The following is a 25,858-nucleotide window of genomic DNA, read 5'->3' as shown; positions in this document are numbered from 1 at the left end:
AATTTAGGCGGAGCATATGGGCTTTTGCGGCAAGCGAAAGGCAATGGGCGGCATTTTCCCGCCTGCTGGCGCCATTTTTGAAGAATTGATGAATTTGAAATGCGGTTTAAGGCCTGGCGAACGGTCAGCCGTCCGCCTGTGCCTCAACTTCCTCAAGCCACGCCAGAATCTCTGCCCGGTTGCCGTCGAGCTGAGGGGCGGGGCGGCGGGTATCCGGGTCCGGCAGGCCGCTCATCTTGATCGGGTTGCCGGCCGATAAATTTTCCGGGCAGCCGTCCTCGTCCAGCACATCGACAACCATATTGCGGGCCAGGATCTGCGGGTCTTGCAGCACCTGATCCACGGTTTGGATCGGGCCGGTGGGAACGCCGGCCTCGCTCAGCAGGGCGATCCAATGGGCCTTAGGCTGATCCAATGTCGCCGCTTCGATCAAGCGCTTTAGAAGGCGCGCGTTTTCGCAGCGGGCCGGGTTGGTGGCAAAGCGCGGGTCGGCGGCCAGCGGCAGCTGCAAGGCATCGCAGAGCCGGGCAAACAGGGCGTCATTGCCGGCCGCGATCACGAACAGCCCGTCCGCAGCGTGGAAGGTTTCAAACGGAGTGATTGACGGATGCCGCGCGCCGGAGGGCTGCGGCGCTTCGCCAGTGACGGAGGTGATGGCGATGGCGTGTTCCAAGAGGGCCAGCTGGCTGTCCAGCATCGCAACGTCGATGAACCGGCCCTTGCCCGTTTTCTGGACGTCCAAAAGCGCGGCGAGGATGCCATGGCCGAGGAACATGCCCGCAACGATGTCCCCGATGGAGGCGCCGACCCGCACAGGCTCGCGGTTTTTCTCTCCGGTGATCGACATCACGCCGCCGCGCGCCTGAACCACCATGTCATAGGCCGGTTTCAACGCGTCTGGGCCGGTGTGCCCGAAGCCCGAGACCGCACCGTAGATCAGCTGCGGGAACCGGGCGTGCAAATCTTCCCAGCCGTAGCCAAGCCGCTGCATCACGCCGGGGCGGTAGTTTTCCAGGAGCACATCAGCCTGGCCCAGCAGGCGTTCGAACACCTGCCGGTCCTCAGTTGCTTTCAGATCCAGCGCGATGCTTTGCTTGCCATGGTTGATGGTGGCGAAATAGGCGCTGCAGCCGTTTTTGAAAGGCGGGAAGGCGCGGGTGTCGTCGCCTGTGCCGGGCCGTTCAACCTTGATCACCCTGGCGCCGAGGTCCGACAGGATCATCGAGCAGTAGGGGCCTGCCAGAACATGGGTCAGGTCCAGAATGGTGATGTTTTCCAAGGGGCCGGGCATGGCAAAATCCTGCATCATTGCTGCAGCTTTACTGATAGCCGCGGCAGCGCGCTTCGCATTGACCCAGATCAGCCTGCTGCCAAAGAATTGCTGCGCTGCAGGAATTCTTGGCGCCAGCCTCTTTCCACCCGCATGCTTCTGTGCCATAGGGTCACCGCCAAACGGGGTTATGCATGAGGACGACCAATGCAAATTCGTGAGGCTCTCACCTTTGATGATGTTCTACTGGTGCCAGGCGCGTCGAGCGTTCTGCCCAACACTGCGGATACGCGCACACGGGTGACCCAGTCAATCGCCCTCAATATCCCGCTCTTGAGCTCGGCGATGGATACCGTGACCGAGGCGCGGATGGCTATTGCGATGGCGCAGGCCGGCGGCATGGGCGTCATTCACAAGAACCTGAACACCGAAGAGCAGGCCCGCGAAGTGCGCCGGGTCAAGCGGTTCGTGTCCGGTATTGTTTACAACCCCATTACGCTGACCCCGGACCAGACCCTGGCCGATGCCCAGGCGCTGCAGGAGCGTTACCGCGTCACCGGCTTCCCGGTTGTTGATGGATCCGGCCGTGTCGTTGGCATCGTGACCAACCGCGACATGCGCTTTGCCACCGACGCCAGCACGCCTGTTTCAGTGATGATGACCTCGGACAATCTGGCGATGCTGCAGGAACCGGCTGATCTGGAAGAGGCCAAGTCCCTGATGAAGGCGCGCCGGATCGAGAAACTGCTGGTGTCTGACAAGGATGGCAAGCTGACCGGCCTGCTGACCCTCAAGGACACCGAACAGGCGGTTCTGAACCCCACCGCCTGTAAGGATGAGCTGGGCCGCCTGCGCGTTGCGGCCGCCAGCTCTGTCGGCGATAGCGGGTATGAGCGCTCGGAAGCGCTGATCGACGCAGGCGTGGACGTTGTGGTGGTGGACACCGCGCACGGCCATTCCGCAGGCGTGATCGACGCAGTGAAGCGGATCAAGGCGCAGTACAGCAACATCCAGGTGATTGCTGGTAACGTGGCCACCGGTGAAGCAACCCGCGCGCTGATCGACGCAGGCGCCGATGCGGTCAAGGTTGGCATCGGTCCGGGCTCCATTTGCACCACCCGCATGGTGGCAGGCGTCGGCGTGCCTCAGCTGACTGCGATCATGGACTGCGCCGGAGCTGCGGGCGATGTGCCGGTTATCGCGGATGGCGGTATCAAGTTCTCTGGCGACTTTGCCAAAGCGATTGCGGCGGGCGCATCCTGCGCCATGGTCGGCTCGATGATTGCCGGCACTGACGAAAGCCCGGGCGAGGTGATCCTCTATCAGGGCCGCTCCTTCAAATCCTACCGCGGTATGGGCTCAATGGGTGCAATGGCGCGCGGCTCAGCTGACCGGTACTTCCAGAAAGATGCGGCCAGCGACAAACTGGTGCCGGAAGGGATCGAAGGCCAAGTGCCGTATAAAGGCGGTGCAAACGCAGTGATCCACCAGCTGGTGGGCGGCCTGCGCGCGGCGATGGGCTATACCGGCTGTGCAACCGTGGATGAGATGCGCAAGAACTGCAACTTTGTCCGCATCACCGGTGCCGGGCTGAAGGAAAGCCACGTGCATGACGTTCAGATCACCCGCGAAGCGCCGAACTACCGGGTGGGCTAAGAACCATGATGGCTGCTCGTAAGAATGGGGCAGGGGCATGACCCCCGCCTCCCGCCTGCAGGCGGCCATCGAAATCCTGGACCGGGTGCTGGCGGGGGAACCCGCAGAGAAGGCGCTGACCTCCTGGGGGCGCCGCAGCCGCTTTGCCGGTTCCAAGGATCGCGCGGCGGTGCGTGATCACGTTTTTGACGCGGTGCGCTGCCTGAGGTCCCATGCGGCCCTGGGCGGTTCCCGCAGCGGCCGCGGCCTGATCCTGGGTGCGCTGCGCGAGGCGGGGCAGGACCCGGAACAGTTCTTTACCGGACAGGGCCATGCGCCTGCACCTCTGACAGATGCAGAACGGGTTCCGCCGCCCGCGCCGGCAGGGGCCGAGGCACTGGATATTCCTGATTGGCTGTGGCCGGACTTCAGCGCCAGCCTGGGAGATCAGGCCGAAGCGGCGGCAATGGAGATGCGCAGCAGGGCACCAGTGCATCTGCGGGTGAATACCGCGCGCGGATCCGTTGAACAGGCAGCGCAGGCCTTGGCTGGCGAGGGAATTGCCACCGTGCCGCATCCGGCGGCGGCAACGGCCTTGGAAGTGACAGACGGCGCGCGGAAGCTGCGCAACGCCAAACCGTATCGGGACGGCTTGGTGGAGCTTCAGGATGCGGCAAGCCAAGCGGTCGCTGAGCGGTTGCCCCTTCGGGATGGCATGAAGGTTCTGGATTACTGCGCCGGCGGTGGCGGCAAGACGCTTGCAATGGCGGCGAAGGCCGGAATCCGGAGTTTCGCCCACGATGCTGACCCCCGGCGGATGAAGGACCTGCCGGAGCGCGCCGCGCGGGCGGGGGCTGATGTCAGGCTGCTTGACACGGCGGACCTGGCCCGCAGCGGGCCGTTTGACCTGGTGTTGTGCGATGTGCCCTGTTCAGGCTCCGGCTCCTGGCGGCGTGCCCCCGAAGGTAAATGGCGTTTGACCGCGGAAGGGCTGGCCGGTCTGCAACGGGTTCAGGGTGAAATCCTGCGTAATGCCGCCCGGTTGACGGCGCCGGGCGGCGTTCTGGCCTATGCCACCTGCTCCATGCTGGATGGAGAAAACAACGCGCAGGTTCAACGGTTTACTGATGAAAACCCCGACTGGCACCTGGCGGATCAAAAAGGCTGGCAGGTGCAGGACGGAACCGACGGTTTCTTTGTTGCCGTGTTGACGCACGCAAAGCACGGTTGTTAGGGTCGCCGCCGGAAAACCTTTGTTTTTCTTAACGTGGTTTTAACCTAAACCGCCGCGTTATGGCGGCACTTTGCACTGTCCATGGAGCCGTAATGTCCGGTCGCCAAGAAACTTCCGTTCCGGAACTGCGCGTTTACGCCCCTGAGCACGCCCGGCTGGCGGCAACGCTGCTGCTGTCGGTTGTCCTGATGTTCGGTCCCTGGCTCTTGCCTCTGCCGGATTGGATGGGGCGCGGCTTCCTTATGGTTGGTTTGACACTGGCAGCTGTCGCCGTTCTGATGCTGATCCAGACCCGGATGCGGCTGAATGCCCGGGCGATGGCCGCCGACCTGCTGACTGGTTTTATCGAGAAAGACGCAACGCCCAGCTTTGTGGCCGATGAAGACGGTACAATCCACGCCTGTAACGGTGCGGCCGTGAAACGCTTCCAGGACGGCAGCCGGGAGACGCTGGCAGGCACATTGCGGTCGATCCTGGCCAACCCGTCTGCGGTTCTCTACCGGATGCAAAGCCGCGCCCGCCTGGATGGCGCCGCGCGCGAGGACATCGTGACGCGCCGCGGCCATGTCCGGCTGGCGGTTCACCAGATGAATGGCGGCAGTTTCTTGTGGCGTGTTGAGGATATCCTGGACCGCGGCGGCAACGGCCGCGGCGCGGAGACCATGCCGGTTCCGATGATCACCGTCGGCCGGACGGGCGCCGTCCTGTTCATGAACGAAGCTGCCCGCAGCCTGATCGGCGAACGGGTGAAGTCCACCGACCGGCTGTTCCCTGCGCTCCCGGTTATGCCGGGGCAGATCAACACGCTCAGCACCAGGAAAGGGCCGGTTCAGGTTCTGGTCAGTGAAAAGAACCGCACCCAGGGCCGCAGCGAGCTGTTCCTGATGGAGATGGATGAAGGCAGCTTTGACTCCGCGCAGGCCGGGCTGGAAGCGCTGCCTGTCCCCTTCCTCAAAGTGGCGCCGACCGGGGAGATCCTGACCAGCAACCGCATGGCTCTGCGCCTTCTGGGGGTGAAAAGCTGCGCCAATCTGAAGCTTGGTCAGCTGATGGAGGGGCTTGGCCGCCCGATGTCGGACTGGCTGCGCGACACCGCGGACGGGCTGGCGCCGAACAAGTCCGAATTCCTGAGGCTGTCGCGCGCCGACAAAGAGGTTTTTGTGCAGGTGACGCTGACCCGGGTGGTCGAAGAGGGCGCGCCGGTTCTGATTGCCGTTCTGAATGATGCGACAGAGTTGAAGACCCTGGAAGCGCAATTCGTGCAAAGCCAGAAGATGCAGGCGATCGGCCAGCTGGCGGGCGGTGTGGCGCATGATTTTAACAATCTGCTCACAGCGATTTCCGGCCATTGCGATTTGCTGCTGTTGCGCCACGATCAGGGGGATCAGGACTATGGTGATCTTATTCAGATCCATGAGAACGCCAACCGCGCGGCCTCGCTGGTCAGCCAGCTGCTGGCGTTCTCGCGCAAGCAGACTCTGCAGCCGGAAACCCTGGATGTGCGGGAAACGCTGTCTGACCTGACACATCTTCTGAACCGCCTGGTTGGTGAAAAAGTGACGCTGACACTCAGCCACGATCCGGTAATGAAGGCGATCCGCGCCGATAAGCGCCAGCTGGAACAGGTGCTGATGAACCTGGTTGTGAACGCACGGGATGCAATGCCGCAAGGCGGTGAAATCCGTGTTGAAACCGAAGTGGTGTCACTGGACAAACCGCTGGAACGCGACCGGGCCACGGTGCCTGCCGGCGATTGGGTGACGGTCAAGGTCTCTGACGAAGGTATCGGGATTGCCCCGGATAAGCTGCAGAAAGTATTCGAACCCTTTTATACAACCAAGCGGACCGGCGAGGGGACCGGCCTGGGGCTGTCGACGGCCTATGGCATCATCAAACAAACCGGCGGCTATATTTTCGTCAACTCGGTCAAGGGTCACGGAACCCAATTCACCCTGTTCTTCCCGGTCTTCAAACAGCAGGCAGAACAGGTCGCGGCAGAACAGCCTGCCGGGACCGCGGAAAAGCCGGTCGCCACGCAGCACGGCGAAGGCGTGGTTCTGCTGGTCGAGGACGAGGCTCCAGTGCGGGCTTTTGCCTCCCGGGCGTTAAGAATGCGCGGCTATACGGTGCTGGAAGCTGAATTGGCTGAGGACGCGCTGCGCACGCTGGAAGACCCGGGCCTGACAGTAGATGTCTTTGTGACCGACGTGGTGATGCCAGGCATGGATGGCCCCAGCTGGGTGCGCGAAGCGCTCAAGGAGCGCCCGGACACCCGCGTTGTGTTCGTGTCGGGCTATGCTGAGGGCGCCTTTGGCGAGGCGGAGCCGGATGTGCCGAATTCGGTATTCCTGCCGAAGCCGTTTTCACTGAACCAGCTGACAGAAACGGTCCACGCGCAACTGCACTGACAGGCCCTGGCGGCGGCCGGGCTCACCTGACCGGTATCAACTCGTACAGAGCGAACTCTTCCGGGCGCTTGCGCCGCAGGTGGGTCTCTGCCTTCGGGCTGAATGCGGCCTCCGCACGGGGGCTGACATTCCTGCGCTCCAGCTGGATCTCAGTGTTCAGGCGCTGTTCCAGAAAGCTGATGAGCGCGGATTGATCCTCATAGCGGAACAAATGGCTGACTTTACAGCCATTCGGCTGTCCTTTCAGGAATTTGGCCTGGCTGCCAACGTTTGCAAACGCTGGCGGCTTGCCCTTGCAATAGGCGTGAATGAATTCGTCAAACCCGATGCCCTTGGTCGAGTTCGGCTTGCCATCCAGGGCGGAACGCTGGCGGTATCTGTGCCAGCTTCCCAGCCAGCTGACCGGCTCCCGCATCACTGCGGCAAGCTCCAGCTCGGCGCTGCAAACCTTGTCGAACATGGGCCGGATCCAGCGGTTGTAGCGGTAGACTGGCGAATGCTTGAGCTCCGGAGGTCCTGAGATCACAAGGTCGGCCCGGTCCCTGAGCGCGGCGTTCAAGGCTGTGGTGCCGGTTTTGGGAACGGAGAGAAGTGCCAGCCGTTCCTTGAAAAATATCATCATTCCGTTAACTGCCCGGTAAAAATGCTTGCTTGTTCTTAACCATAAACCACTCATTAACATCCAGCTCCCGAAGTGGGTACACCAGAAACTTGTTGCAATGTTCTCTTTTTGATCTCATAAGGAACAAGAGGTGAACAAAGCAGTGATTGCCGCGCGCCCCGGTGTGTGACACATAGAAAAGGACAAGGGACTATGGCGGATCTTTTGACCATGAAAAATAAAGTAAGCGGTGACAAGCAAAAGGCGCTCGACAGCGCGCTTGCCCAGATTGAGCGGCAGTTCGGCAAGGGTTCGATCATGAAGCTCGGCGATGGTACTGCTCTGCAGGAGATTGAGGCGAGCTCGACCGGCTCTCTGGGGCTCGACATCGCGCTGGGGATCGGCGGCCTGCCGATGGGGCGGATCATTGAAATCTATGGCCCGGAAAGCTCCGGTAAAACGACTCTGACCCTGCATTGCATTGCGGAACAGCAGAAAAAGGGCGGCGTCTGCGCGTTTGTCGACGCAGAACACGCGCTGGACCCGCAGTATGCGGCCAAGCTGGGCGTCGATCTGGATGAGCTGCTGATTTCGCAGCCCGACACTGGCGAACAGGCGTTGGAAATCACCGACACGCTGGTGCGGTCCGGCGCGGTCAACATGGTGATCGTTGACTCGGTGGCAGCACTGACCCCGAAATCGGAGCTTGAAGGCGACATGGGCGACAGCAACGTCGGCGTGCAGGCCCGCCTGATGAGCCAGGCAATGCGCAAGCTGACCGGCTCCATCAGCCGCTCCAAATGCATGGTGATCTTCATCAACCAGATCCGAATGAAGATCGGCGTAATGTTCGGCTCGCCTGAAACCACAACTGGCGGCAACGCACTGAAATTCTACTCCTCCGTCCGTCTGGACATCCGCCGCATCGGCGCGATCAAGGACCGGGATGAGGTGGTCGGCAACTCGACCCGCGTGAAGGTTGTGAAAAACAAGGTGGCGCCGCCCTTCAAGCAGGTTGAATTCGACATCATGTATGGCGAAGGCATCTCAAAAATGGGCGAACTGCTGGACCTTGGCGTGGCGGCGGGGGTCGTGAACAAGTCGGGCGCCTGGTTCTCCTACGGGGATGAGCGGATCGGTCAGGGGCGTGAAAATGCCAAGGTGTTCCTGCGCGAGAACCCATCGGTTGCCTATGATATCGAAGACAAGATCCGCGCCGCGCACGGGCTTGAGTTCGAACGTCCGGATACGGGCGGTGCGGATGACATCCTGGAAGCTTAAGCGCCAGATAATCTGATCAAATTTTGAAATTGAAAGGGCGTGGCGAAGGCTGCGCCCTTTTTCGCAGGTGATGCCGCTTCCCGCTGTGGACAGCGCCCGGGTGCGGGGGTAAACCTGCCCGGAACGCTTGTTTTAAGCCCGCAAGAGATCCCGCATATGCCGACGCTCAACGATATCCGCTCTACCTTTCTGAACTACTTTGCCAAACAGGGGCATGAAGTCGTTGACTCCAGCCCGCTGGTGCCGCGCAACGACCCGACCCTGATGTTCACCAACTCGGGCATGGTTCAGTTCAAGAACTGCTTTACCGGGGTGGAAACCCGCGACTACAAGCGCGCCACCACCTCGCAGAAATGCGTCCGCGCCGGCGGCAAGCACAACGACCTTGACAACGTCGGCTATACCGCACGCCACCACACTTTCTTTGAGATGCTCGGCAATTTCTCCTTTGGCGACTACTTCAAGCACGAGGCGATCCCTTTTGCCTGGGAGCTGATTACCAAGGAATTCGATATTCCGAAGGACCGGCTGTATACGACCGTCTATCACACTGACGACGAGGCCTTTGAAATCTGGAAGAAACTGGGCGTGCCGGAGGAGCGGATCATCCGTATCGCCACCTCTGATAATTTCTGGCAGATGGGCGACACCGGCCCTTGCGGCCCCTGCACCGAGATCTTCTATGACCACGGCGACCACATCTGGGGCGGCCCTCCGGGCTCGCCGGAGGAAGATGGCGACCGGTTCATCGAGATCTGGAACCTCGTCTTCATGCAGAACGAGAAGTTTGCGGACGGCTCGATGGTAGATCTGGAGATGCAGTCCATCGACACCGGCATGGGGCTGGAGCGGATTGCAGCACTGCTGCAGGGCACCCACGACAACTATGAGACCGACCTGTTCAAATCGCTGATCGAAGCCTCGGCCAACGTTACCAACACCGATCCGTTCGGCGACCAGAACGTGCATCACCGGGTGATCGCCGATCACCTGCGCTCCTGCTCCTTCCTGATCGCTGAGGGCGTTCTGCCGTCGAACGAAGGCCGCGGTTATGTGCTGCGCCGGATCATGCGCCGCGCGATGCGTCATGCCTCGCTGCTGGGTGCCACCGATCCGGTGATGCACAAGCTGGTGCCGTCGCTGGTCCAAAAGATGGGCGCGGCCTATCCGGAGCTTGGCCAAGGCCAGGCCCTGATCGAGGAGACCTTCGAGCAGGAAGAAACCCGCTTCCTCAAGACCCTGGATCGCGGCCTGAAACTGCTGGACGAAGCTTCCTCGGATCTGGGCAAGGGCGATGTGCTGCCGGGTGAAACCGCGTTCAAGCTCTATGATACCTACGGCTTCCCGCTCGACCTGACCCAGGACGCCCTGCGCGCCAAGGAGATCGAGGTCGACACCGATGGGTTCGACGCTGCGATGAAAGAGCAGAAAGAGAAGTCCCGTGCGGGTGGCATTGGTCTGGGTGAAGCAGCGGATGTGAAAGTCTACTTCGACATCGTCGACGCAGCCGGCACCACTGACTTCCTGGGCTATGAAACCGAGAAGGCCGAGGGCCAGATCGTGGCCATCGTCAAGGACGGTGCGCAGCTGCAGTCTGCGGCCAAGGGCGACACGGTGCAGGTCATCCTGAACCAGACGCCGTTCTACGGCGAAAGCGGCGGCCAGGTGGGCGACACCGGTGTGCTGACCGTTGAAGGCGGCGCGGCCAGCATCACCGATACCAAGAAGGTGGAGGGCCTGTTCCTGCACATCGCCGAAGTGACCGAGGGCGAGATTGCCGTCGGCAAAGGCGCGGCGATGGAAGTGGATCACGCACGCCGCAGCAAGATCCGCGCCAACCACTCCGCCACCCACCTGCTGCACGAAGCACTGCGCAACGCGCTGGGGGAGCATGTAGCGCAGAAGGGCTCGCTCAATGCTGAAGACCGCCTGCGGTTCGACTTCAGCCACAACAAGGCGATGAGCACGGATGAACTGGCCAAGGTCGGCTCGGAAGTGAATGATTTCATCCGTCAGAACACGCCGGTCTCCACCCGGATCATGACTCCTGATGACGCGCGCGAGCTCGGTGCCCAGGCGCTGTTCGGCGAGAAATACGGCGAAGAGGTCCGTGTTGTCTCCATGGGCCGCGCAGCCACTGGCAAGGGCCACGATGGTGACACCTACTCGATCGAGCTGTGCGGTGGCACCCATGTGAAGCAGACTGGCGACATCGGCACCTTTGTTATCCTGGGCGACAGTGCATCCTCTGCCGGTGTGCGCCGGATCGAGGCGCTGACCGGAGCGGCGGCGGTTGAGCATCTGGAACGCGAAGCAGGCCGGATGGCGGAGGTCGCAGGCGCGCTGAAGGCGCAGCCTGCGGAAGTGCTGGACCGCCTTAAGGCGATGATGGACGAGCGCAAAGCGCTGCAAAACGAGATTTCCAATCTCAAGCAGCAGATCGCTATGGGCGGTGGCTCTGGTGGCGGTGCCGAAGCCAAGGACGTCAATGGCAAGCAATTCCTGGCCCAGGCGCTGCAGGGGGTTTCGGGCAAGGACCTGCGCGGTCTGATTGATAAACACAAGCAGAACCTTGGCTCCGGTGTGATCCTGCTGATCGCAGAGGACGACGGCAAGGTGGCTGTGGCTGCTGGTGTCACCGACGATCTGACGGGCGACATTTCTGCCGTTGACGTGCTGAAGGCCGCAGTTCCCGCCGTTGGCGGCAAGGGCGGTGGCGGCCGTCCGGATATGGCCCAGGGCGGCGGCAAGGATTTCTCCGGCGCCGAGGAAGCCATCAAGGCGGCAGAGGCGCTGCTGGCTGGCTGACCATTTGGTCAAAAAACACTTGGTCTTTCCGGCAAAAACCGTAGGCTTCCGGAAAGATCATAATACGGGGAGGCTCTGATGCCCGCACTTTGGATTGCTCATGTGACCGTTACCGACGCCGATGCCTATGGCAAATATGCCGAATTGGCCGGCCCGGCCATCGCCAAGCATGGCGGCGAGTTCATTGCCCGCGGCGGCCGGTTTGTGCAGCTGGAAGGCAAGGAACGCCCGCGCAATGTGGTTGCCAAATTCCCCAGCGTCGACGCCGCGGTGGATTGCTATCACAGCCCGGAATACCAGGAAGCGTTGAGCCATGCGCGGGGGGCGTCCGAGCGTGAACTGATGGTGGTGGAAACCTCCGAATAATGGTCACCGCCTTTGCGGAAATGCTGAAACGTCACGCGGCCACGGGCCGGGTGGCGTGGATTGGTTTGCGCCCCGGCCGGCGCGAGGATGTGCTGACGCCTGAAGCGGTTGATGTTTCGCTTGCCGGTCTCGACGGAGATCACGGCAAGGAAGGTAAACGCGCAGTCACCTTGATCCAGGCAGAACATCTGCCGGTGATTGCCTCTCTTGCCCGTCTGGAGGCAGTGCAGCCGGATCAATTGCGCCGGAATTTCGTGATTTCTGGGATCAACCTGGCTGCTTTGCGCAAAGCCAAGCTGCAAATCGGCGGCGTGGTTTTGCAGATTACCGGCCCGTGTCCGCCCTGCTCACGGATGGAGGAAGTGCTGGGCCATGGAGGATACAACGCGATGCGCGGCCATGGCGGCTGGTACGCTGAAGTGCTGCAGCCGGGCAGGGTGGCTTTGGGCGGCAACGTCACCCATTTGACGGATCCAGAATGAAAAACGGCGGCAGATATCTCTGCCGCCGTTTTCCGTTCGTCAGGCGCTGGCCTTGGACATCCGCTTGCGTTCATGCGGGTCCAGGTAGCGTTTGCGCAGGCGCACGTTGTTCGGCGTAACCTCGACCAATTCGTCGTCGTTGATATAGGCAATCGCCTCTTCCAGCGACAGGGTCATCGGGGTGGTCAGGCGCACTGCCTCGTCCGAGCCGGAGGCGCGCACGTTGGTCAGCTTCTTGCCTTTCAACGGGTTCACTTCCAGGTCGTTGTCGCGGGAGTGTTCGCCGATGATCATGCCGGTGTAGATGTCGGCCTGGGCACCGATCATCATTTTGCCGCGGTCTTCCAGGTTCCACAGCGCGTAAGCCACCGACTGGCCGTTCTCCATCGAGATCAGAACGCCCGCACGGCGGCCCGGGATGGCGCCCTTGTGCGGGGCCCAGCCGTGGAACACGCGGTTCAGAACGCCGGTGCCGCGGGTGTCGGTCAGGAACTCGCCGTGGTAGCCGATCAGACCGCGCGAGGGGACGTGAGCAATGATGCGGGTCTTGCCTGCACCTGCGGGCTTCATCTCAACCAGCTCACCCTTACGGGCGCCGGTCAGTTTTTCGATCACCGCGCCGGAGTATTCGTCATCGACGTCAATGGTGGCTTCTTCGATCGGCTCCATCTTCTGGCCGTTCTCTTCGCGCATGATCACCTGCGGGCGGGAGATCGACAGCTCGAAGCCTTCGCGGCGCATGTTTTCGATCAGAACGCCCATCTGCAGTTCGCCGCGGCCGGAAACCTCGAACGCTTCACCGCCAGGGGTGTCGGCGATCTTGATGGCGACGTTGGATTCGGCTTCCTTCATCAGGCGGTCGCGGATCACGCGGGACTGCACCTTTTTGCCGTCGCGCCCGGCCAGCGGGCTGTCGTTGATTCCGAAGGTGACGGTGATGGTCGGCGGGTCGATCGGCTGGGCGTCCAGCGGCTCGTCGACAGCAAGTGCGCAGATGGTATCAGCCACGGTGGCCTTGGACATACCGGCGATGGAGACGATGTCGCCTGCCTGGGCTTCTTCGATGTCCTGCTGGGCCAGACCGCGGAACGCCTGGATCCGGGTGACACGGAACTGTTCGATCTTCTGGCCGATGCGGGAGATCGCCTGCACGGTGGCGCCGACCTTGAGCGTGCCGGTCTCAACCCGGCCGGTCAGCAGGCGGCCAACAAACGGGTCGCTGCCCAGGGTCGTGGCCAGCATGCGGAAATCGTCGTCCTGCTTCTTGACCTGCTTGGGTTCGGGCACGTGGTTCACGATCAGGTTGAACAGCGCGCTCAGGTCCTTGCGGGGGCCGTCCAGCTCATTGTCGGCCCAGCCGTTGCGGCCCGAGGCATACATATGCGGGAAGTCCAGCTGGTCCTCGGTGGCGTCCAGCGAGGCAAAGAGGTCAAAACACTCGTCCAGCGCCCGGTCGGGTTCGGCGTCCGGCTTGTCGACCTTGTTCAGCACCACGATCGGGCGCAGGCCCAGGGCCAGCGCCTTGGAGGTCACGAATTTGGTCTGCGGCATCGGGCCTTCAGCCGCGTCCACCAGCAGCACCACGCCGTCGACCATCGACAGGATCCGCTCCACCTCGCCGCCGAAATCGGCGTGGCCGGGGGTGTCGACGATGTTGATACGGGTGCCGTTCCACTCGACCGAGGTCGGCTTGGCAAAAATGGTGATGCCGCGCTCGCGCTCCAGATCGTTGCTGTCCATGGCGCGTTCCGCCACAGCCTGGTTTTCGCGGAAGGCGCCGGATTGTTTCAGCAGCTCGTCGACCAGGGTGGTTTTGCCGTGGTCAACGTGAGCAATGATCGCAATGTTGCGCAAGTCCATGACGTTCGCCTTTGTAAGGAAGTTGGGCCGCGCATAGCCCGAACCCCGCGCAAAGGCCAGAGGAAAACCGCCGCAAAGCCCTGCAAATGCGGATCAGTGGCCGGAAGACTTGGAAAACAGGTGGATGATGACGATGCCGGACATGATCAGCACCATGCCAATGACGGCGGGGAAATCCAGCTTCTGGCCGAAGACAATGAAGGCAATGACCGCGATCAGCAGAATGCCAAGGCCGGACCAGATGGCGTAGACTATACCAACCGGCATGAACTTGAGGGTCAGGCCCATCATGTAGAAAGAGAAAGCATAGGCAACCAGCACGATCAGCGACGGGCCAAGCTTGCTGAACTGCTGGCTGGCCTGCAGTGCCGTGGTGCCGATGGTCTCTGCTGCCACCGCAATGATCAGGTAGACGTAGTGAACCGGCATCTCAGCCTCCCTCAAGCGCTTGCCGCGGGCAAACCCGCAGCTCTAACTCCCGCCTATCCGATCTATGAAGGCCGGGGAAGTCCCGAAGCGGCATCGTCAGGGCGGAATCCGCATGCCGCCTGATGTGAACACGTCAATGTGCGCAGGCACACTGGACTGTGAATTGGAGAATAATTAGGAGAACATCCTAATAATGGTAGTCAGATTGAAATAATGGTCTGATTCCCGGAAACGGAATGGGGATTTCCACATGTGCCGCTGGGCTGCCTACACGGGTGCCGACGTCTTCTTGGAGGACATCATATCAACACCTGCGCATTCGCTGATTGCGCAAAGCCAAAAGGCGGTGGAATGCAAGACAGCCACCAATGGCGATGGCTTCGGGATTGCCTGGTACGGGCAGCGGACTGAGCCGGGGCTGTACCGTGATGTCTACCCGGCCTGGTCGGATTGCAACCTGCGGGCGCTGGTGCATCAGGTGCAATCCGGGTTGTTTCTGGCTCATGTGCGGGCCTCAACCGGGTCCGCCACCAGCCGCAACAACTGCCACCCGTTCACGGCCGGGAAGTGGAGCTTCATGCACAACGGCCAGGTCGGGGGGTTCGAGAGGTTCCGCCGCCACGCGGACATGTGCATCCCGGATGAGCTGTATGAGCACCGCAGGGGCGCAACCGACAGCGAGGTTCTGTTCCTGCTGGCCCTGCGGGAGGGGCTGGATGCGGACCCTAAAGGGGCGCTGGAACAGGCTGTGGCCCGGATGGAAGGCTTGTCGCGGGCGCGGGGCACAACGCCGCACATGCGGCTGTCGGTGGCGATGTCGGATGGGCAGACATTGTATGCCGCGCGTTATTCTTCCGACAGCATCGCGCCGTCGGTCTACTATCGCTGGAGCCAAAGCATGCAAGGCTGGGCGGTGGTGTCGGAGCCGCTGGAAGACACTGGAGAGGCCTGGAACGAACTGAAGCCGGGCGAGTTTTTGACGCTGAAACCGAAAGGCGCGGAAACTCAGCCGTTTCAACCGTTTCTGGGGTGAAATGCAGCCCCGCGGCGGGGCCGCTAAAATGTCTACAAGCGGCCTGCTTCGCGGAACCAGGGCTCAATCTGCGCTCGAACATAGGTCCAGACGTCAGGCGCGCCTCGGGCGACCTTGCCGCCGACGCGGGAGTCGAGCTGCGGCAGGCTCACGTCATAATCGACCCAGCTGCCACCGCCGTTCAGCAGGTTCAACAGCACTGGCTGCACCCGGTCGATGGATTTGGCAAAGACTGCATCCGGGCTTTCGGCTGCCTCGAACTCTTCCCAGACCGCGCGCATAGGCTGTCCTTGTTCTGCGGGAAGCAATCCGAACAGCCGGTCCGCAGCAGCCAGTTCCTTGGCCGCCAGGGCAGCAAGCGCTGCGGGGGCAATCACACCGTGGATCGGGGCGTCTCCTGCGTCGATCTCAACCAAGTCGTGCAACAGCAGCATCTGCAGCACCTGGTCTGTGTTCACTGGCAAAGCGCTGTGCTCTGACAACACCCAAGCGTAAAGCATGATGTGCCAGCTGTGCTCGGCCGAGTTTTCGTGCCGCGAACCGTCCCCAAGCTTGGAGGCGCGGTTGATCAGCTTCAGCTTGTCGGCCTCATTCAGGAAGGGCAGGCGGGCGGTCAGCCGGCTGCAGTCATACCCTGTATCCTCACCCAGTAGCGACAGCGCTTGGTGGAATGCCTCCGGCAAGTCCTGTTCCAGAGCCGCTGCCCGTCCGCCAAACAGGTTCTGCCGGACCACATCGACATGCCAGTCGAGCGGGTTGACGCCGTAGAGCGTTTGAAAAATCGGCTGACAGTGGTCCACCCGCTTGGCAAACTGCGCGTCCGGGCTCTCGGATGCCTCAAATTCCCGCCATAGGGACAGAAACTCTGCGCTCTGATCCGCTGGCAGTAGACCGAACAGCCGCTGGGCCGCCGCCTGCTCGGCCTTGGCCACCGCGTTCCAGTCGACCTCATCGGTAATCGGGTGGTCGCCTGCGTCGATTTCAACGAGGTCGTGCAGCAGCAGCATCCGGATAACGCGGAACACATCCACGTCCGGCGCTGCAAAAGGGGCCAGAACCAGCGCATACAGCGCCAGATGCCAGCTGTGTTCAGCTGAGTTTTCACAGCGGCTGCAATCGAGGATCAGGTTTTGCCGCTCAACACCGCGCAGCTTGTCGGCTTCCAGCAGAAAGGCGAACTGGGCTTGCAGGCGGGCGCTCACGCCTCACCTTTGGCGCCAAGTTGGGCCTGCAGCCCGGCAACTTTTTTGTTGAGAAAGTCGCGCGCCTTGCGTTCTGCCAGGCGCACGCGCATTTCCGTCAGGAAGGCTTCCTCTAGCGATTGGGAGGCGGCGCCAAGAACCTGGCCCACCTCCACATAAAGACGCTCCTCGCCGGAAGCGTCCTGCACCTTGAGTGTATCGACCGCCAGTTTCTGGGCCAGCGCCTCGATAGTATTGCTCATCAGCGGGTGTTCTCCGTCAGGCGGCGCTTCACGTAATCGGAAACTGTGCCGATCATTGTGTCCATATGCGGCTCCTGGAAGAAGTGATCCGCACCTTCCACCTCAGTGTGGGTGATGGTGATGCCCTTCTGCTCATGCAGCTTGCCGACCAGGCTGGCTGTGTCCGCAGGCGGTGCCACGCGGTCGGCGGTGCCGTTGATGATCAGGCCTGAGGACGGGCAGGGCGCCAGGAAGGAGAAGTCATACATATTGGCGGGCGGCGCAACAGAGATGAAACCGGTGATTTCCGGGCGGCGCATCAAGAGCTGCATGCCGATCCAGGCGCCAAAGGAGAATCCCGCAACCCAGCAATGCTTGGAGTTGGAGTTCATCGACTGCAGGTAATCCAGCGCTGAAGCGGCATCGGACAATTCGCCCACGCCTTGGTCGTATTCGCCCTGGCTGCGGCCGACGCCGCGGAAATTGAACCGCAGGACGGTAAAGCCCATGTTGTAGAACGCATAGTGGAGGTTGTAGACCACCTTATTGTTCATAGTGCCGCCAAACTGCGGATGCGGGTGCAGGACGATGGCGATCGGGGCGTCTTTTTCTTTTTGCGGGTGATAGCGGCCTTCGAGGCGGCCTTCGGGTCCAGGAAAGATGACCTCGGGCATGGGCGGTTAAAATCCTACTCTCGTTTTCGGGGCTGCCCCCAGAATACTTGACGGGTTCCGTCAGGCATCTTAGAACAGTTCTAATCAAGGGCGCTGGCCAAGCCACACACCGTCAGGCTGAGATACGCACAGTCGCGGGGAAGGTCAATGTTTTCGCACTCGCGCCCTGGTTTCGAGGGGTAAATTATGAAGCTTTCCACCAAAGGGCGCTATGCGATGGTTGCGCTGGCGGATATTGCGCTGCAGCCAGAGGGCGATCTGGTGCCGCTGGGAGACATTTCCAAGCGGCAGGATATCTCGCTGCCGTATCTTGAGCAGTTGTTTGTCAAGCTGCGCCGCGCCGGGCTGGTCGAGTTGGTGCGCGGGCCTGGCGGCGGTTACCGGCTGGCGATAGTGCCTTCTGAAATCAGGGTGGTGGATGTGCTGTCTGCCGTAGATGAAACTGTGGATGCGATGCACAAGGGCGCAGGGGCTTCCGGGGCGCTGTCCGGCAGCCGGGCGCAATCGCTGACCAACCGACTTTGGGAGAGCCTGAGCGCGCATGTCTATGTGTTCTTGCATCAGACCCGCCTGTCGGATGTGATCAAGAACGATCTGGCGCCATGCCCGGCAGTGCCGAGCTTGTTTGCGGTCGTGGACGACTGAGGTGGAGCGCAGGCGGCTCACGTCCAACTTTCCGGAAGGAGCGTATTCCGCACAAAAACTGCGCGGAATCTTTGCCAATTGCTGCAAGGCGGCTTATGACGCGGCAGCGATCCGCAAAAAGATGTATCTATGAAACGCGTTTACCTCGATCATAATGCCACCGCCCTTCTGCGGCCTGAGGCGAAGGCCGCGATGATTGCCGCAATGGACGTCTGCGGCAACCCGTCCTCAGTCCATGCCGAGGGGCGGGCTGCGAAGTCTCTGATTGAGAAGGCGCGGGCACAGGTTGCTGCGGCCTTTGGAGCGGATGGCGCCGACATCGTGTTTACCTCCGGTTCTACTGAAGGCGCGGCGCTGGCGTTATCGGGACGCGGCTTGCACGGGGCTCCGGTGGAGCATGATGCGGTGCGGGCCTGGACGGTTGAGGACTTGGCCGTGACCAGTGACGGCGTAGTAGGCATACCCGAACCGGGGCGCTCTGCTGTGCAGCTGGCCAACTCAGAAACGGGCATTGTGCAGAAACTGCCGGAGGGGCTGGCGGTAACAGATGCCACCCAGGCCTTTGGCAAACTGCCGGTGGCCTTCAACTGGCTGGGCGCTGAAATCGCGCTGATTTCGGCCCACAAACTGGGCGGCCCTAAGGGCATCGGCGCTGTGGTTATGAAACGCGGAACCGATCTGACTGCACAGATCAAGGGCGGCGGACAGGAAATGGGGCGCCGCTCCGGAACCGAAAATGTTATTGGAATCGCTGGCTTCGGCGCCGCAGCTGAAGCTGCGGCCAAGGATCTGGCAAATGGTGTCTGGGATAGGGTTGCGGAACTTAGAAATATTCTAGAAAAGGCGCTTGTGTCTGGCGCAAGCCATACTATTTTTGTCGGGAAGGATCAGAAGCGGCTGCCGAACACTTTGTGTTTTGCGACACCGGGCTGGAAGGGCGAAACCCAGGTCATGCAGATGGACCTTGCGGGGTTTGCCATCAGTGCGGGCAGCGCCTGTTCCAGCGGCAAGGTGCGTGCCAGCGCGGTGCTGACCGCCATGGGATATGACGAGGCTACAGCCCAAGGCGCAGTGCGTGTGTCGCTGGGGCCTGAGACGACAGAAGAAGATGTGCTGCGCTTTGCCGAGGCGTGGCTGCAAAAAGAAAAGAAACATCGCGCCCGCGCGGCGTGAATGAGGAGATGACAATGGCCGCTTTGGACCAGACCCAAGTCAAAGAAGGTGTTGACCAGGAAACCGTGGACGCCGTCCGCGAGGTTGGCGGTGCTTATAAATACGGCTGGGAAACCGATATCGAGATGGAATACGCGCCCAAGGGCGTGAACCCCGATATTGTCCGGCTGATCTCGGAAAAGAACGAAGAGCCTGAGTGGATGACCGAATGGCGCCTGCAGGCCTTTGAACGCTGGGAGCAGATGGACGAGCCGAACTGGGCGATGGTCAGCTACCCGGAAATCGACTTCCAGGACCAGTATTACTATGCCCGTCCCAAGTCGATGGAAGTGAAGCCGAAGTCGCTGGATGAGGTCGACCCCAAGCTGCTGGCCACTTACGAAAAGCTCGGTATCCCGCTGAAAGAGCAAATGATTCTGGCAGGCGTCGAAGGCGCAGGCGAGACCCCGGAAGAAGGCCGCAAGGTCGCGGTGGACGCAGTGTTCGACTCTGTTTCCGTCGGCACCACCTTCCAGAAGGAACTGAAGGAAGCAGGCGTCATCTTCTGCTCGATTTCCGAAGCGATCCGCGAGCATCCCGAGCTGGTGAAGAAATACCTCGGCTCCGTTGTTCCTGTTTCCGACAACTTCTATGCGACGCTGAACTCGGCCGTGTTTTCGGACGGCTCCTTTGTCTATGTGCCGCCGGGCGTGCGCTGCCCGATGGAGCTGTCCACCTATTTCCGCATCAACGCGGAAAACACCGGCCAGTTCGAGCGTACCCTGATCATTGCGGACAAAGGCTCCTACGTCTCTTACCTCGAAGGCTGCACCGCACCGCAGCGCGACACTGCGCAGCTGCATGCCGCGGTGGTGGAAATCATCATCGAGGAAGACGCCGAGGTGAAATACTCCACCGTCCAGAACTGGTATCCGGGCGACGAGAACGGCAAGGGCGGCATCTACAACTTTGTGACCAAACGCGCCGACTGCCGCGGCGACCGCGCCAAGGTGATGTGGACTCAGGTGGAAACTGGCTCTGCCGTGACCTGGAAATATCCGTCCTGCATTCTGCGCGGCGATGAAAGCCAGGGCGAATTCTACTCGATCGCCATCGCCAACAACATGCAGCAGGCCGACACCGGCACCAAGATGGTGCATCTGGGCAAAAAAACCAAGTCGCGCATCGTGTCCAAGGGCATCTCGGCCGGCAAGGCGCAGAACACCTACCGCGGTTTGGTGTCGATGCACCCGAAGGCCAAGAATTCGCGCAACTACACCCAGTGCGACAGCTTGCTGATCGGCGACAAATGCGGGGCGCACACGGTTCCCTACATCGAGGTCAAGAACAACTCCTCCCGCGTGGAGCATGAGGCGACCACTTCCAAGGTGGACGACGACCAGCTGTTCTACTGCCGCCAGCGCGGCATGGACGAGGAAGAGGCGGTGGCCCTGGTGGTCAACGGCTTCTGCAAGGACGTTCTGCAGGCGCTGCCGATGGAGTTCGCCATGGAAGCCCAGCAGCTGGTTGCGATCTCGCTGGAAGGGTCTGTGGGGTAATCATGACGACCGATCAGTTGGCGGAAATCCTCAAAGATCGCTACCAAAATGCCGAACAGCGTGAAATGGTTACGGCCATCCACTTGTTCGGAATTGAATTTGCAGCCGAACTTGAAGGGCATTCCGCCAATGATGTTGCGGAACTTGGAACGGGAAAGCGATCCTACGGAACTGAAGTTCGCAAAGGAATGCGTCTGTCGAAGTTTGTGCAGGTTAAATCAGGGGCAAGAGCATGATCGTCACAACCACAAACTCTGTCGAAGGCTACCAGATTGCCGAATACAAGGGAATCGTGGTGGGTGAGGCGATCATGGGCGCCAATGTGGTGCGCGATGTCTTTGCCTCCATCACCGACATCGTCGGCGGCCGCTCCGGCGCTTATGAAAGCAAGCTGCAGGATGCGCGCGAAACCGCGCTGGCAGAGCTGGAAGACCGCGCCCGGGCCAAGGGCGCAAACGCCGTGGTGGGCGTTGATCTGGATTACGAAGTGGTCGGGCAGTCCATGCTGATGGTCTCGGCCAGCGGCACCGCAGTGGTGCTGGGATAAGAATGAAACGGCCCCGATGGGCCATGGGAATATCGCGGGCCGCAGGCCTGCACGACATATGAGACGAGGAAAAAATGCTCGAAATCAAGAACCTGCACGTCAAACTGGAAGACGAGGAAAAGCAGATCCTGAAAGGCGTCGATCTGAAGGTCGAAGCCGGCAAGGTGCATGCCATCATGGGGCCGAACGGTTCGGGCAAATCCACCCTGTCTTATGTGCTGTCGGGCCGCGACGGTTATGAAGTGACCGAAGGCTCGGCGGAGCTGGAAGGCGAAGACATTCTGGAGATGGAGCCGGAAGAGCGCGCTGCGGCGGGCATGTTCCTGGCGTTCCAGTACCCGGTGGAAATCCCCGGCGTCGGCAACATGACCTTCCTGCGCACCGCGGTGAACGCGCAGCGCAAGGCCCGCGGCGAGGAAGAGCTGTCGGCGTCTGACTTCCTGAAGGAAGTGCGCGCCAAGGCCAAGACGCTGAAGATCGACGCCGACATGCTGAAACGCCCGGTCAACGTCGGCTTTTCCGGCGGTGAGAAGAAGCGCAACGAGATCCTGCAGATGGCGATGCTGGAGCCGAAGCTGTGCATCCTGGACGAAACCAACTCCGGCCTCGATGTGGACGCGATGAAGCTGGTGGCCGATGGCGTAAACGCCCTGCGCGACGAAGGCCGCGGTTTCCTGGTGATCACCCACTACCAGCGCCTGCTGGACCACATCAAACCGGACGTGGTGCACATCCTGGCAAACGGCCGCATCGTCAAGACCGGCGGCCCCGAGCTGGCGCTGGAAGTTGAGAACAACGGTTACGCCGGCATCCTGGCAGAGGAGGCGTAAATGGCCCTGCCCGAAGCGAAATTGACCGCAACCGAGGCGCGGTTGTCCGGCCTTGCGCTGCCCGAGGGCGGCTGCCTCAAGGCGGCCCGTCAGGCCGCGCTGTCGCGGGTCCAGACAATGGGCCTGCCGTCGCGCCGCGACGAATACTGGAAATACACCCGCCCCGACACACTGGTGCAGGCTGAGGCCCCCAAGGCCGCGGTTTTTGCAGCGGATGAAGCACCGATGTTCAACGCATTCGAGCGTTTGAACATCGTATTCGTCGATGGCGTGTTTGATGCCGAGGCGTCGGACGATCTGACTCTGGAAGGTGTGACCATCGACCGGATTGAGGATATCTGCTGCAAGGATATTCATTGGGCCAAGGACTTGTACGGGGTTCTTGAAGCGCGGGGGCAAACCCCGGTGGAACGTCCGCTGGCAGCGCTGAACACCGCCTTTGCTAGTGATGGCGTGGCGATCCGGGTGACTGGCAAGGTCGCCAAGCCGATCAACTTCACCTATGTGCATTCGGATGAAAACTCCGACGCGATCCTGCACCACGTGATCCGTGTCGAAACCGGCGCCGAGGCAACCATTCTGGAAAACGGCCCGGCTGCGTCCCGTTTTAACAAATGCATGGAAATCGACGTTGCAGACGGCGGCAAGCTGCATCTGGTGCGTGCCCAGGGCCGCGACCACGAGCGCCGCGCCGCCACCCATCTGTTTGCCCGCCTGGGCACCGAGTCGGTGTTCAAGTCCTTCACCTTGACCGTGAACGGCGTGCTGACCCGCAACGAGGCGGTGATTGAACTGACCGGCGACGACGCTGTGGCCCATATCGCAGGCGCCTGCGTGGGGGATGGCGACTTCCACCACGACGACACCGTGTTCATCACCCATGATGCGGTGAACTGCGAAAGCCGCCAGGTGTTCAAGAAGGTGCTGCGCAACGGGGCCACTGGTGTGTTTCAGGGCAAAATCCTGGTGAAGGAAGGCGCGCAAAAGACTGACGGATATCAGATTTCCCAGTCGCTGCTGCTGGATGAGGACAGCCAGTTCCTGGCCAAGCCTGAGCTGGAAATCTACGCCGACGACGTGGCTTGCTCGCATGGCTCCACTTCCGGCGCGATCGACGAGGAAGGCCTGTTCTACCTGCGCTCCCGCGGTGTCCCGCACGCAGAGGCAACCGACCTGATGACGCTGGCCTTCCTGGCCGAAGCGGTGGATGAGATCGAGGACGCGGAGATCGCCGCTGATATCGTCTCCCGCCTCGAAGGCTGGCTGGCCCGGCGCCGCTGATGTCCGTTACCACGGATATCCCGGCAACCTACAAGGGGCCGCGCAAGGTGTTTGCGCGGCTTCTGAGCATGGGTGCCCGCGAAGACAGGCTGCTGGTGTTTCTGCTCAGCGGTTGTGTGCTGACCTTTGTCGCGCAGATGCCGAAATTGGCGCGCGAGGCGCATCTGACCGGCCAGGAGCTGAACATGCTGCTGGGCGGATCGCTGCTGGCGCTGGTCTTCATCGCGCCGCTTTTGCTGTATGTGCTGGCCCTGGTGTCGCATTGGATCGCCCGGGCCGTTGGCGGGCAGGGCGATGCCTACCGGGCGCGGCTGGCCCTGTTCTGGGCGTTCCTGGCCGCCAGCCCGCTGATGCTGCTGAATGGCCTGGTCGCTGGTTTCATTGGCCCCGGCGCGGCATTGAACCTGGTGGGGGCACTTTGGTGCGCCGTTTTCTTTTGGTTCTGGCTGTCCGGCATGATCCAAGGATATTGGGCAAAACCATGAACGCATTGGCTGCCTTTGCCCTTCTTACGGTGAAATCGCCGCGCGATGCCGCGATGCAGATCCTGGCGCGCGACTGGCCGCGCGAAGCGCTGTGGACTGCCTTCCTGCTGTCTGTGGTGCTGAACACTTGCGTCTACACTTTGCAGCAGGTGCTGTTTCCGCTGCCGCCAGAGGTGCTGCTGCCGCGGTTCTCGCCCGGCGCCTATTTTGCAGTGGTGCTGGTATTGCAGATCGGGTTCATCGCCATGCTGGCCACAACGGGCCGCTGGCTGGGCGGCCAAGGCAGCCTGGCATCGCTGCTTGCGCTTGTCACCTGGCTGCAATTGCTGCAAGCCGGGTTGAACGGCGCCATTGTTGGGATGTTTCTGATCCTGCCGTCTCTGGCTGGCCTGCTCAACATTGCAGCGAACATCCTAGTGTTCTTTATCCTCTTGCACTTTGTCAACGCGGCGCACAGGTTCGGTTCCGTATGGCGGTCGCTTGGCGTGGTCTTAATGGCCAGTATGATCCTGGTGTTCGCCCTTCTCTTTATCGTGGGTCTGATCGGCCCAGCCAATCTGGGACTTCCCGAAAATGTATGACCTGGACAAAATCCGCGCTGACTTTCCGATCCTGTCGCGGGAGGTGAACGGCAAGCCGCTGACCTATCTCGACAACGGCGCCTCGGCCCAGAAACCGCAGGTGGTGATTGATGCGGTGACCAAGGCGTATGCTGAGGAATATTCCAACGTTCACCGCGGCTTGCACTTTCTTTCCAATCTCGCAACGGAGAAGTATGAGGCGGTGCGCGGCATTATTGCGCGCTTCTTGAATGCCGGGGATGAAAACACCATCGTGCTGAACTCCGGCACCACCGAGGGCATCAATCTGGTTGCCTATGGCTGGGCGATGCCACGATTTGAAGCAGGCGACGAGATTGTCCTGTCGGTGATGGAGCACCACGCCAACATCGTGCCCTGGCACTTCCTGCGCGAACGCCAGGGCGTGGTACTGAAATGGGTCGATGTGGCCGATGACGGCAGCCTGGATCCGCAGAAGGTGATCGACGCGATTGGGCCCAAGACCAAGCTGGTGGCCGTCACCCAGTGCTCCAACGTGCTGGGCACCGTGGTGGACGTCAAGGCAATCACCCAAGGCGCCCATGCCAAGGGCGTGCCGGTGATGGTCGACGGCTCGCAGGGTGCCGTGCATATGCCGGTCGACGTTCAGGACATCGGCTGCGACTTCTACGCGATCACCGGCCACAAGCTCTATGGCCCCTCTGGCTCTGGCGCGATCTACATCAAGCCCGAGCGGATGGCCGAGATGCGCCCCTTCATCGGTGGCGGCGACATGATTAAGGAGGTCTCCAAGGAGGGGATCATCTACAACGATCCGCCGATGAAATTCGAGGCCGGCACGCCGGGCATCGTGCAGACCATCGGTCTGGGTGTCGCGCTGGAATACATGATGGATCTTGGCATGGACAACATCGCCAAGCACGAAGGCGGCCTGCGCGACTATGCACTGGAGCGGCTGACCGGCCTGAACTGGATCAATGTTCAGGGGCAAGCGCCTGGCAAAGCAGCGATTTTCAGCTTTACCATGGAAGGTGCCGCACATGCGCATGACATCTCGACGATCCTTGACAAAAAAGGCGTGGCGGTGCGGGCTGGGCATCACTGTGCCGGGCCGCTGATGGACCATTTGGGGGTCTCCGCCACCTGCCGCGCGTCCTTTGGCCTCTACAACACCAAGGATGAAGTCGACACGCTGATTGATGCGCTGGAACTGGCGCACGAATTGTTCGCCTGATCCTGGACAGCAGCCAAAAGGAAAACGGCGCCTCGAGGGCGCCGTTTTTTGTTTTTGTACA

General features: G+C 61.3%; 25 protein-coding genes. 18 read left to right on the top strand and 7 right to left on the bottom strand.

Annotation, left to right across the window (positions count from 1 at the left end):
- Positions 1-124: 124 nt before the first annotated feature.
- Positions 125-1,291: a CaiB/BaiF CoA transferase family protein gene (locus ACXAEK_RS15860; protein WP_475043347.1), complete on the bottom strand. Its 1,167-nt coding sequence runs from the start codon at positions 1,289-1,291 to the stop codon at positions 125-127.
- A gap of 192 nt (positions 1,292-1,483) precedes the next feature.
- Here ACXAEK_RS15860 and guaB point away from each other — a divergent pair, with 192 nt between their 5' ends.
- The 3 genes from guaB (at position 1,484) to ACXAEK_RS15845 (ending at position 6,547) form a co-directional block, all read left to right on the top strand.
- A complete protein-coding gene (gene guaB / locus ACXAEK_RS15855; RefSeq protein WP_475045288.1) occupies positions 1,484-2,926 on the top strand; it encodes an IMP dehydrogenase in 1,443 nt (480 codons plus the stop codon).
- A 37-nt stretch (positions 2,927-2,963) separates the two neighbouring features.
- The gene (locus tag ACXAEK_RS15850) at positions 2,964-4,139 is read left to right on the top strand and encodes an RsmB/NOP family class I SAM-dependent RNA methyltransferase (protein ID WP_475043346.1); all 1,176 of its coding nucleotides are present in this window, start codon (positions 2,964-2,966) and stop codon (positions 4,137-4,139) included.
- Positions 4,140-4,231: 92 nt separating this feature from the next.
- Positions 4,232-6,547 (top strand): ATP-binding response regulator, encoded by a 2,316-nt coding sequence (locus tag ACXAEK_RS15845; protein WP_475043345.1) that lies wholly within the window; start codon positions 4,232-4,234, stop codon positions 6,545-6,547.
- A 22-nt stretch (positions 6,548-6,569) separates the two neighbouring features.
- Here the strand turns inward: ACXAEK_RS15845 and ACXAEK_RS15840 are convergent, their stop codons facing one another.
- A complete protein-coding gene (locus ACXAEK_RS15840) occupies positions 6,570-7,169 on the bottom strand; it encodes a gamma-glutamyl kinase (RefSeq protein WP_475043344.1) in 600 nt (199 codons plus the stop codon).
- A gap of 192 nt (positions 7,170-7,361) precedes the next feature.
- Between ACXAEK_RS15840 and recA the strand changes: the two genes are divergently transcribed.
- From recA to ACXAEK_RS15820, 4 genes are all read left to right on the top strand, one after another.
- Positions 7,362-8,429 carry a recombinase RecA gene (gene recA, locus ACXAEK_RS15835; RefSeq protein WP_475043342.1) on the top strand — a complete coding sequence of 356 codons (1,068 nt, stop codon included), beginning with the start codon at positions 7,362-7,364 and terminating at the stop codon, positions 8,427-8,429.
- Positions 8,430-8,585: 156 nt separating this feature from the next.
- On the top strand, positions 8,586-11,237 hold the full coding sequence (alaS, locus tag ACXAEK_RS15830; protein WP_475043340.1) for an alanine--tRNA ligase: 2,652 nt from the start codon (positions 8,586-8,588) through the stop codon (positions 11,235-11,237).
- 78 nt (positions 11,238-11,315) lie between these two features.
- On the top strand, positions 11,316-11,603 hold the full coding sequence (locus ACXAEK_RS15825) for a DUF1330 domain-containing protein (RefSeq protein WP_475043339.1): 288 nt from the start codon (positions 11,316-11,318) through the stop codon (positions 11,601-11,603).
- Positions 11,603-12,085: an MOSC domain-containing protein gene (locus ACXAEK_RS15820; protein ID WP_475043337.1), complete on the top strand. Its 483-nt coding sequence runs from the start codon at positions 11,603-11,605 to the stop codon at positions 12,083-12,085. The genes ACXAEK_RS15825 and ACXAEK_RS15820 overlap by 1 nt, the downstream gene beginning before the upstream one ends.
- A gap of 39 nt (positions 12,086-12,124) precedes the next feature.
- On the opposite strand, the gene typA is transcribed toward ACXAEK_RS15820, so the two are convergent.
- Positions 12,125-13,945: a translational GTPase TypA gene (typA, locus tag ACXAEK_RS15815; protein ID WP_475043335.1), complete on the bottom strand. Its 1,821-nt coding sequence runs from the start codon at positions 13,943-13,945 to the stop codon at positions 12,125-12,127.
- 93 nt (positions 13,946-14,038) lie between these two features.
- Complete coding sequence (locus ACXAEK_RS15810) at positions 14,039-14,374, bottom strand: DMT family transporter (RefSeq protein ID WP_475043333.1); 336 nt, start codon at positions 14,372-14,374, stop codon at positions 14,039-14,041.
- 250 nt (positions 14,375-14,624) lie between these two features.
- Between ACXAEK_RS15810 and ACXAEK_RS15805 the strand changes: the two genes are divergently transcribed.
- Complete coding sequence (locus tag ACXAEK_RS15805; RefSeq protein WP_475043332.1) at positions 14,625-15,407, top strand: class II glutamine amidotransferase; 783 nt, start codon at positions 14,625-14,627, stop codon at positions 15,405-15,407.
- 32 nt (positions 15,408-15,439) lie between these two features.
- On the opposite strand, the gene ACXAEK_RS15800 is transcribed toward ACXAEK_RS15805, so the two are convergent.
- Genes ACXAEK_RS15800 through ACXAEK_RS15790 form a run of 3 tightly spaced genes read right to left on the bottom strand, consistent with a single transcriptional unit; the run spans position 15,440 to position 17,504 of the window.
- Positions 15,440-16,609: an HD domain-containing protein gene (locus ACXAEK_RS15800; RefSeq protein ID WP_475043331.1), complete on the bottom strand. Its 1,170-nt coding sequence runs from the start codon at positions 16,607-16,609 to the stop codon at positions 15,440-15,442.
- Entirely contained in the window at positions 16,606-16,851 is a 246-nt protein-coding gene (locus ACXAEK_RS15795; RefSeq protein WP_475043329.1) for a hypothetical protein, read from the bottom strand. Before ACXAEK_RS15795 ends, ACXAEK_RS15800 begins: the two co-directional genes overlap by 4 nt.
- Positions 16,851-17,504: an alpha/beta hydrolase gene (locus ACXAEK_RS15790; protein ID WP_019296279.1), complete on the bottom strand. Its 654-nt coding sequence runs from the start codon at positions 17,502-17,504 to the stop codon at positions 16,851-16,853. Before ACXAEK_RS15790 ends, ACXAEK_RS15795 begins: the two co-directional genes overlap by 1 nt.
- A 186-nt stretch (positions 17,505-17,690) precedes the next feature.
- Here ACXAEK_RS15790 and iscR point away from each other — a divergent pair, with 186 nt between their 5' ends.
- The 10 genes from iscR (at position 17,691) to ACXAEK_RS15740 (ending at position 25,797) form a co-directional block, all read left to right on the top strand.
- A complete protein-coding gene (iscR, locus tag ACXAEK_RS15785; RefSeq protein WP_475043328.1) occupies positions 17,691-18,149 on the top strand; it encodes a Fe-S cluster assembly transcriptional regulator IscR in 459 nt (152 codons plus the stop codon).
- Between the two features lie 129 nt (positions 18,150-18,278).
- On the top strand, positions 18,279-19,322 hold the full coding sequence (locus tag ACXAEK_RS15780) for a cysteine desulfurase family protein (RefSeq protein WP_475043326.1): 1,044 nt from the start codon (positions 18,279-18,281) through the stop codon (positions 19,320-19,322).
- Between the two features lie 14 nt (positions 19,323-19,336).
- Positions 19,337-20,860, top strand: coding sequence for a Fe-S cluster assembly protein SufB (gene sufB, locus ACXAEK_RS15775; protein WP_475043324.1), 1,524 nt, complete (start codon positions 19,337-19,339; stop codon positions 20,858-20,860).
- 2 nt (positions 20,861-20,862) lie between these two features.
- Complete coding sequence (locus ACXAEK_RS15770) at positions 20,863-21,096, top strand: HTH-like domain-containing protein (RefSeq protein WP_475043322.1); 234 nt, start codon at positions 20,863-20,865, stop codon at positions 21,094-21,096.
- Positions 21,093-21,407, top strand: coding sequence for a YbjQ family protein (locus ACXAEK_RS15765; protein WP_039123659.1), 315 nt, complete (start codon positions 21,093-21,095; stop codon positions 21,405-21,407). The genes ACXAEK_RS15770 and ACXAEK_RS15765 overlap by 4 nt, the downstream gene beginning before the upstream one ends.
- Before the next feature lie 74 nt (positions 21,408-21,481).
- Entirely contained in the window at positions 21,482-22,237 is a 756-nt protein-coding gene (sufC, locus tag ACXAEK_RS15760) for a Fe-S cluster assembly ATPase SufC (RefSeq protein WP_475043320.1), read from the top strand.
- Positions 22,238-23,518, top strand: coding sequence for a SufB/SufD family protein (locus ACXAEK_RS15755; RefSeq protein WP_475043318.1), 1,281 nt, complete (start codon positions 22,238-22,240; stop codon positions 23,516-23,518).
- Entirely contained in the window at positions 23,518-24,003 is a 486-nt protein-coding gene (locus ACXAEK_RS15750) for a YIP1 family protein (protein ID WP_475043316.1), read from the top strand. The genes ACXAEK_RS15755 and ACXAEK_RS15750 overlap by 1 nt, the downstream gene beginning before the upstream one ends.
- Positions 24,000-24,584: a YIP1 family protein gene (locus tag ACXAEK_RS15745; protein ID WP_475043314.1), complete on the top strand. Its 585-nt coding sequence runs from the start codon at positions 24,000-24,002 to the stop codon at positions 24,582-24,584. The genes ACXAEK_RS15750 and ACXAEK_RS15745 overlap by 4 nt, the downstream gene beginning before the upstream one ends.
- Positions 24,577-25,797: a cysteine desulfurase gene (locus tag ACXAEK_RS15740; protein WP_475043312.1), complete on the top strand. Its 1,221-nt coding sequence runs from the start codon at positions 24,577-24,579 to the stop codon at positions 25,795-25,797. Before ACXAEK_RS15745 ends, ACXAEK_RS15740 begins: the two co-directional genes overlap by 8 nt.
- Positions 25,798-25,858 lie beyond the last annotated feature (61 nt).

It is taken from the genome of Leisingera sp. ABM4_101, from assembly GCF_056158725.1.
The sequence above is the reverse complement of the archived record's forward strand: the minus strand, read 5'-3'. Positions and strand labels throughout refer to the sequence as shown.

Excerpts from the sequence above, each read along its gene's own strand:
- ACXAEK_RS15770 (WP_475043322.1), top strand. The coding sequence starts at position 20,863 with ATGACGACCGATCAGTTGGCGGAAATCCTCAAAGATCGCTACCAAAAT.
- ACXAEK_RS15840 (WP_475043344.1), bottom strand. The coding sequence starts at position 7,169 with ATGATGATATTTTTCAAGGAACGGCTGGCACTTCTCTCCGTTCCCAAA.
- ACXAEK_RS15790 (WP_019296279.1), bottom strand. The coding sequence starts at position 17,504 with ATGCCCGAGGTCATCTTTCCTGGACCCGAAGGCCGCCTCGAAGGCCGC.
- sufB (WP_475043324.1), top strand. The coding sequence starts at position 19,337 with ATGGCCGCTTTGGACCAGACCCAAGTCAAAGAAGGTGTTGACCAGGAA.
- ACXAEK_RS15795 (WP_475043329.1), bottom strand. The coding sequence starts at position 16,851 with ATGAGCAATACTATCGAGGCGCTGGCCCAGAAACTGGCGGTCGATACA.
- sufC (WP_475043320.1), top strand. The coding sequence starts at position 21,482 with ATGCTCGAAATCAAGAACCTGCACGTCAAACTGGAAGACGAGGAAAAG.
- ACXAEK_RS15845 (WP_475043345.1), top strand. The coding sequence starts at position 4,232 with ATGTCCGGTCGCCAAGAAACTTCCGTTCCGGAACTGCGCGTTTACGCC.
- ACXAEK_RS15780 (WP_475043326.1), top strand. The coding sequence starts at position 18,279 with ATGAAACGCGTTTACCTCGATCATAATGCCACCGCCCTTCTGCGGCCT.
- ACXAEK_RS15850 (WP_475043346.1), top strand. The coding sequence starts at position 2,964 with ATGACCCCCGCCTCCCGCCTGCAGGCGGCCATCGAAATCCTGGACCGG.
- iscR (WP_475043328.1), top strand. The coding sequence starts at position 17,691 with ATGAAGCTTTCCACCAAAGGGCGCTATGCGATGGTTGCGCTGGCGGAT.
- ACXAEK_RS15745 (WP_475043314.1), top strand. The coding sequence starts at position 24,000 with ATGAACGCATTGGCTGCCTTTGCCCTTCTTACGGTGAAATCGCCGCGC.
- ACXAEK_RS15860 (WP_475043347.1), bottom strand. The coding sequence starts at position 1,291 with ATGCCCGGCCCCTTGGAAAACATCACCATTCTGGACCTGACCCATGTT.
- ACXAEK_RS15765 (WP_039123659.1), top strand. The coding sequence starts at position 21,093 with ATGATCGTCACAACCACAAACTCTGTCGAAGGCTACCAGATTGCCGAA.
- ACXAEK_RS15740 (WP_475043312.1), top strand. The coding sequence starts at position 24,577 with ATGTATGACCTGGACAAAATCCGCGCTGACTTTCCGATCCTGTCGCGG.
- recA (WP_475043342.1), top strand. The coding sequence starts at position 7,362 with ATGGCGGATCTTTTGACCATGAAAAATAAAGTAAGCGGTGACAAGCAA.
- ACXAEK_RS15825 (WP_475043339.1), top strand. The coding sequence starts at position 11,316 with ATGCCCGCACTTTGGATTGCTCATGTGACCGTTACCGACGCCGATGCC.
- ACXAEK_RS15805 (WP_475043332.1), top strand. The coding sequence starts at position 14,625 with ATGTGCCGCTGGGCTGCCTACACGGGTGCCGACGTCTTCTTGGAGGAC.
- typA (WP_475043335.1), bottom strand. The coding sequence starts at position 13,945 with ATGGACTTGCGCAACATTGCGATCATTGCTCACGTTGACCACGGCAAA.
- ACXAEK_RS15810 (WP_475043333.1), bottom strand. The coding sequence starts at position 14,374 with ATGCCGGTTCACTACGTCTACCTGATCATTGCGGTGGCAGCAGAGACC.
- ACXAEK_RS15755 (WP_475043318.1), top strand. The coding sequence starts at position 22,238 with ATGGCCCTGCCCGAAGCGAAATTGACCGCAACCGAGGCGCGGTTGTCC.
- ACXAEK_RS15820 (WP_475043337.1), top strand. The coding sequence starts at position 11,603 with ATGGTCACCGCCTTTGCGGAAATGCTGAAACGTCACGCGGCCACGGGC.
- alaS (WP_475043340.1), top strand. The coding sequence starts at position 8,586 with ATGCCGACGCTCAACGATATCCGCTCTACCTTTCTGAACTACTTTGCC.
- ACXAEK_RS15750 (WP_475043316.1), top strand. The coding sequence starts at position 23,518 with ATGTCCGTTACCACGGATATCCCGGCAACCTACAAGGGGCCGCGCAAG.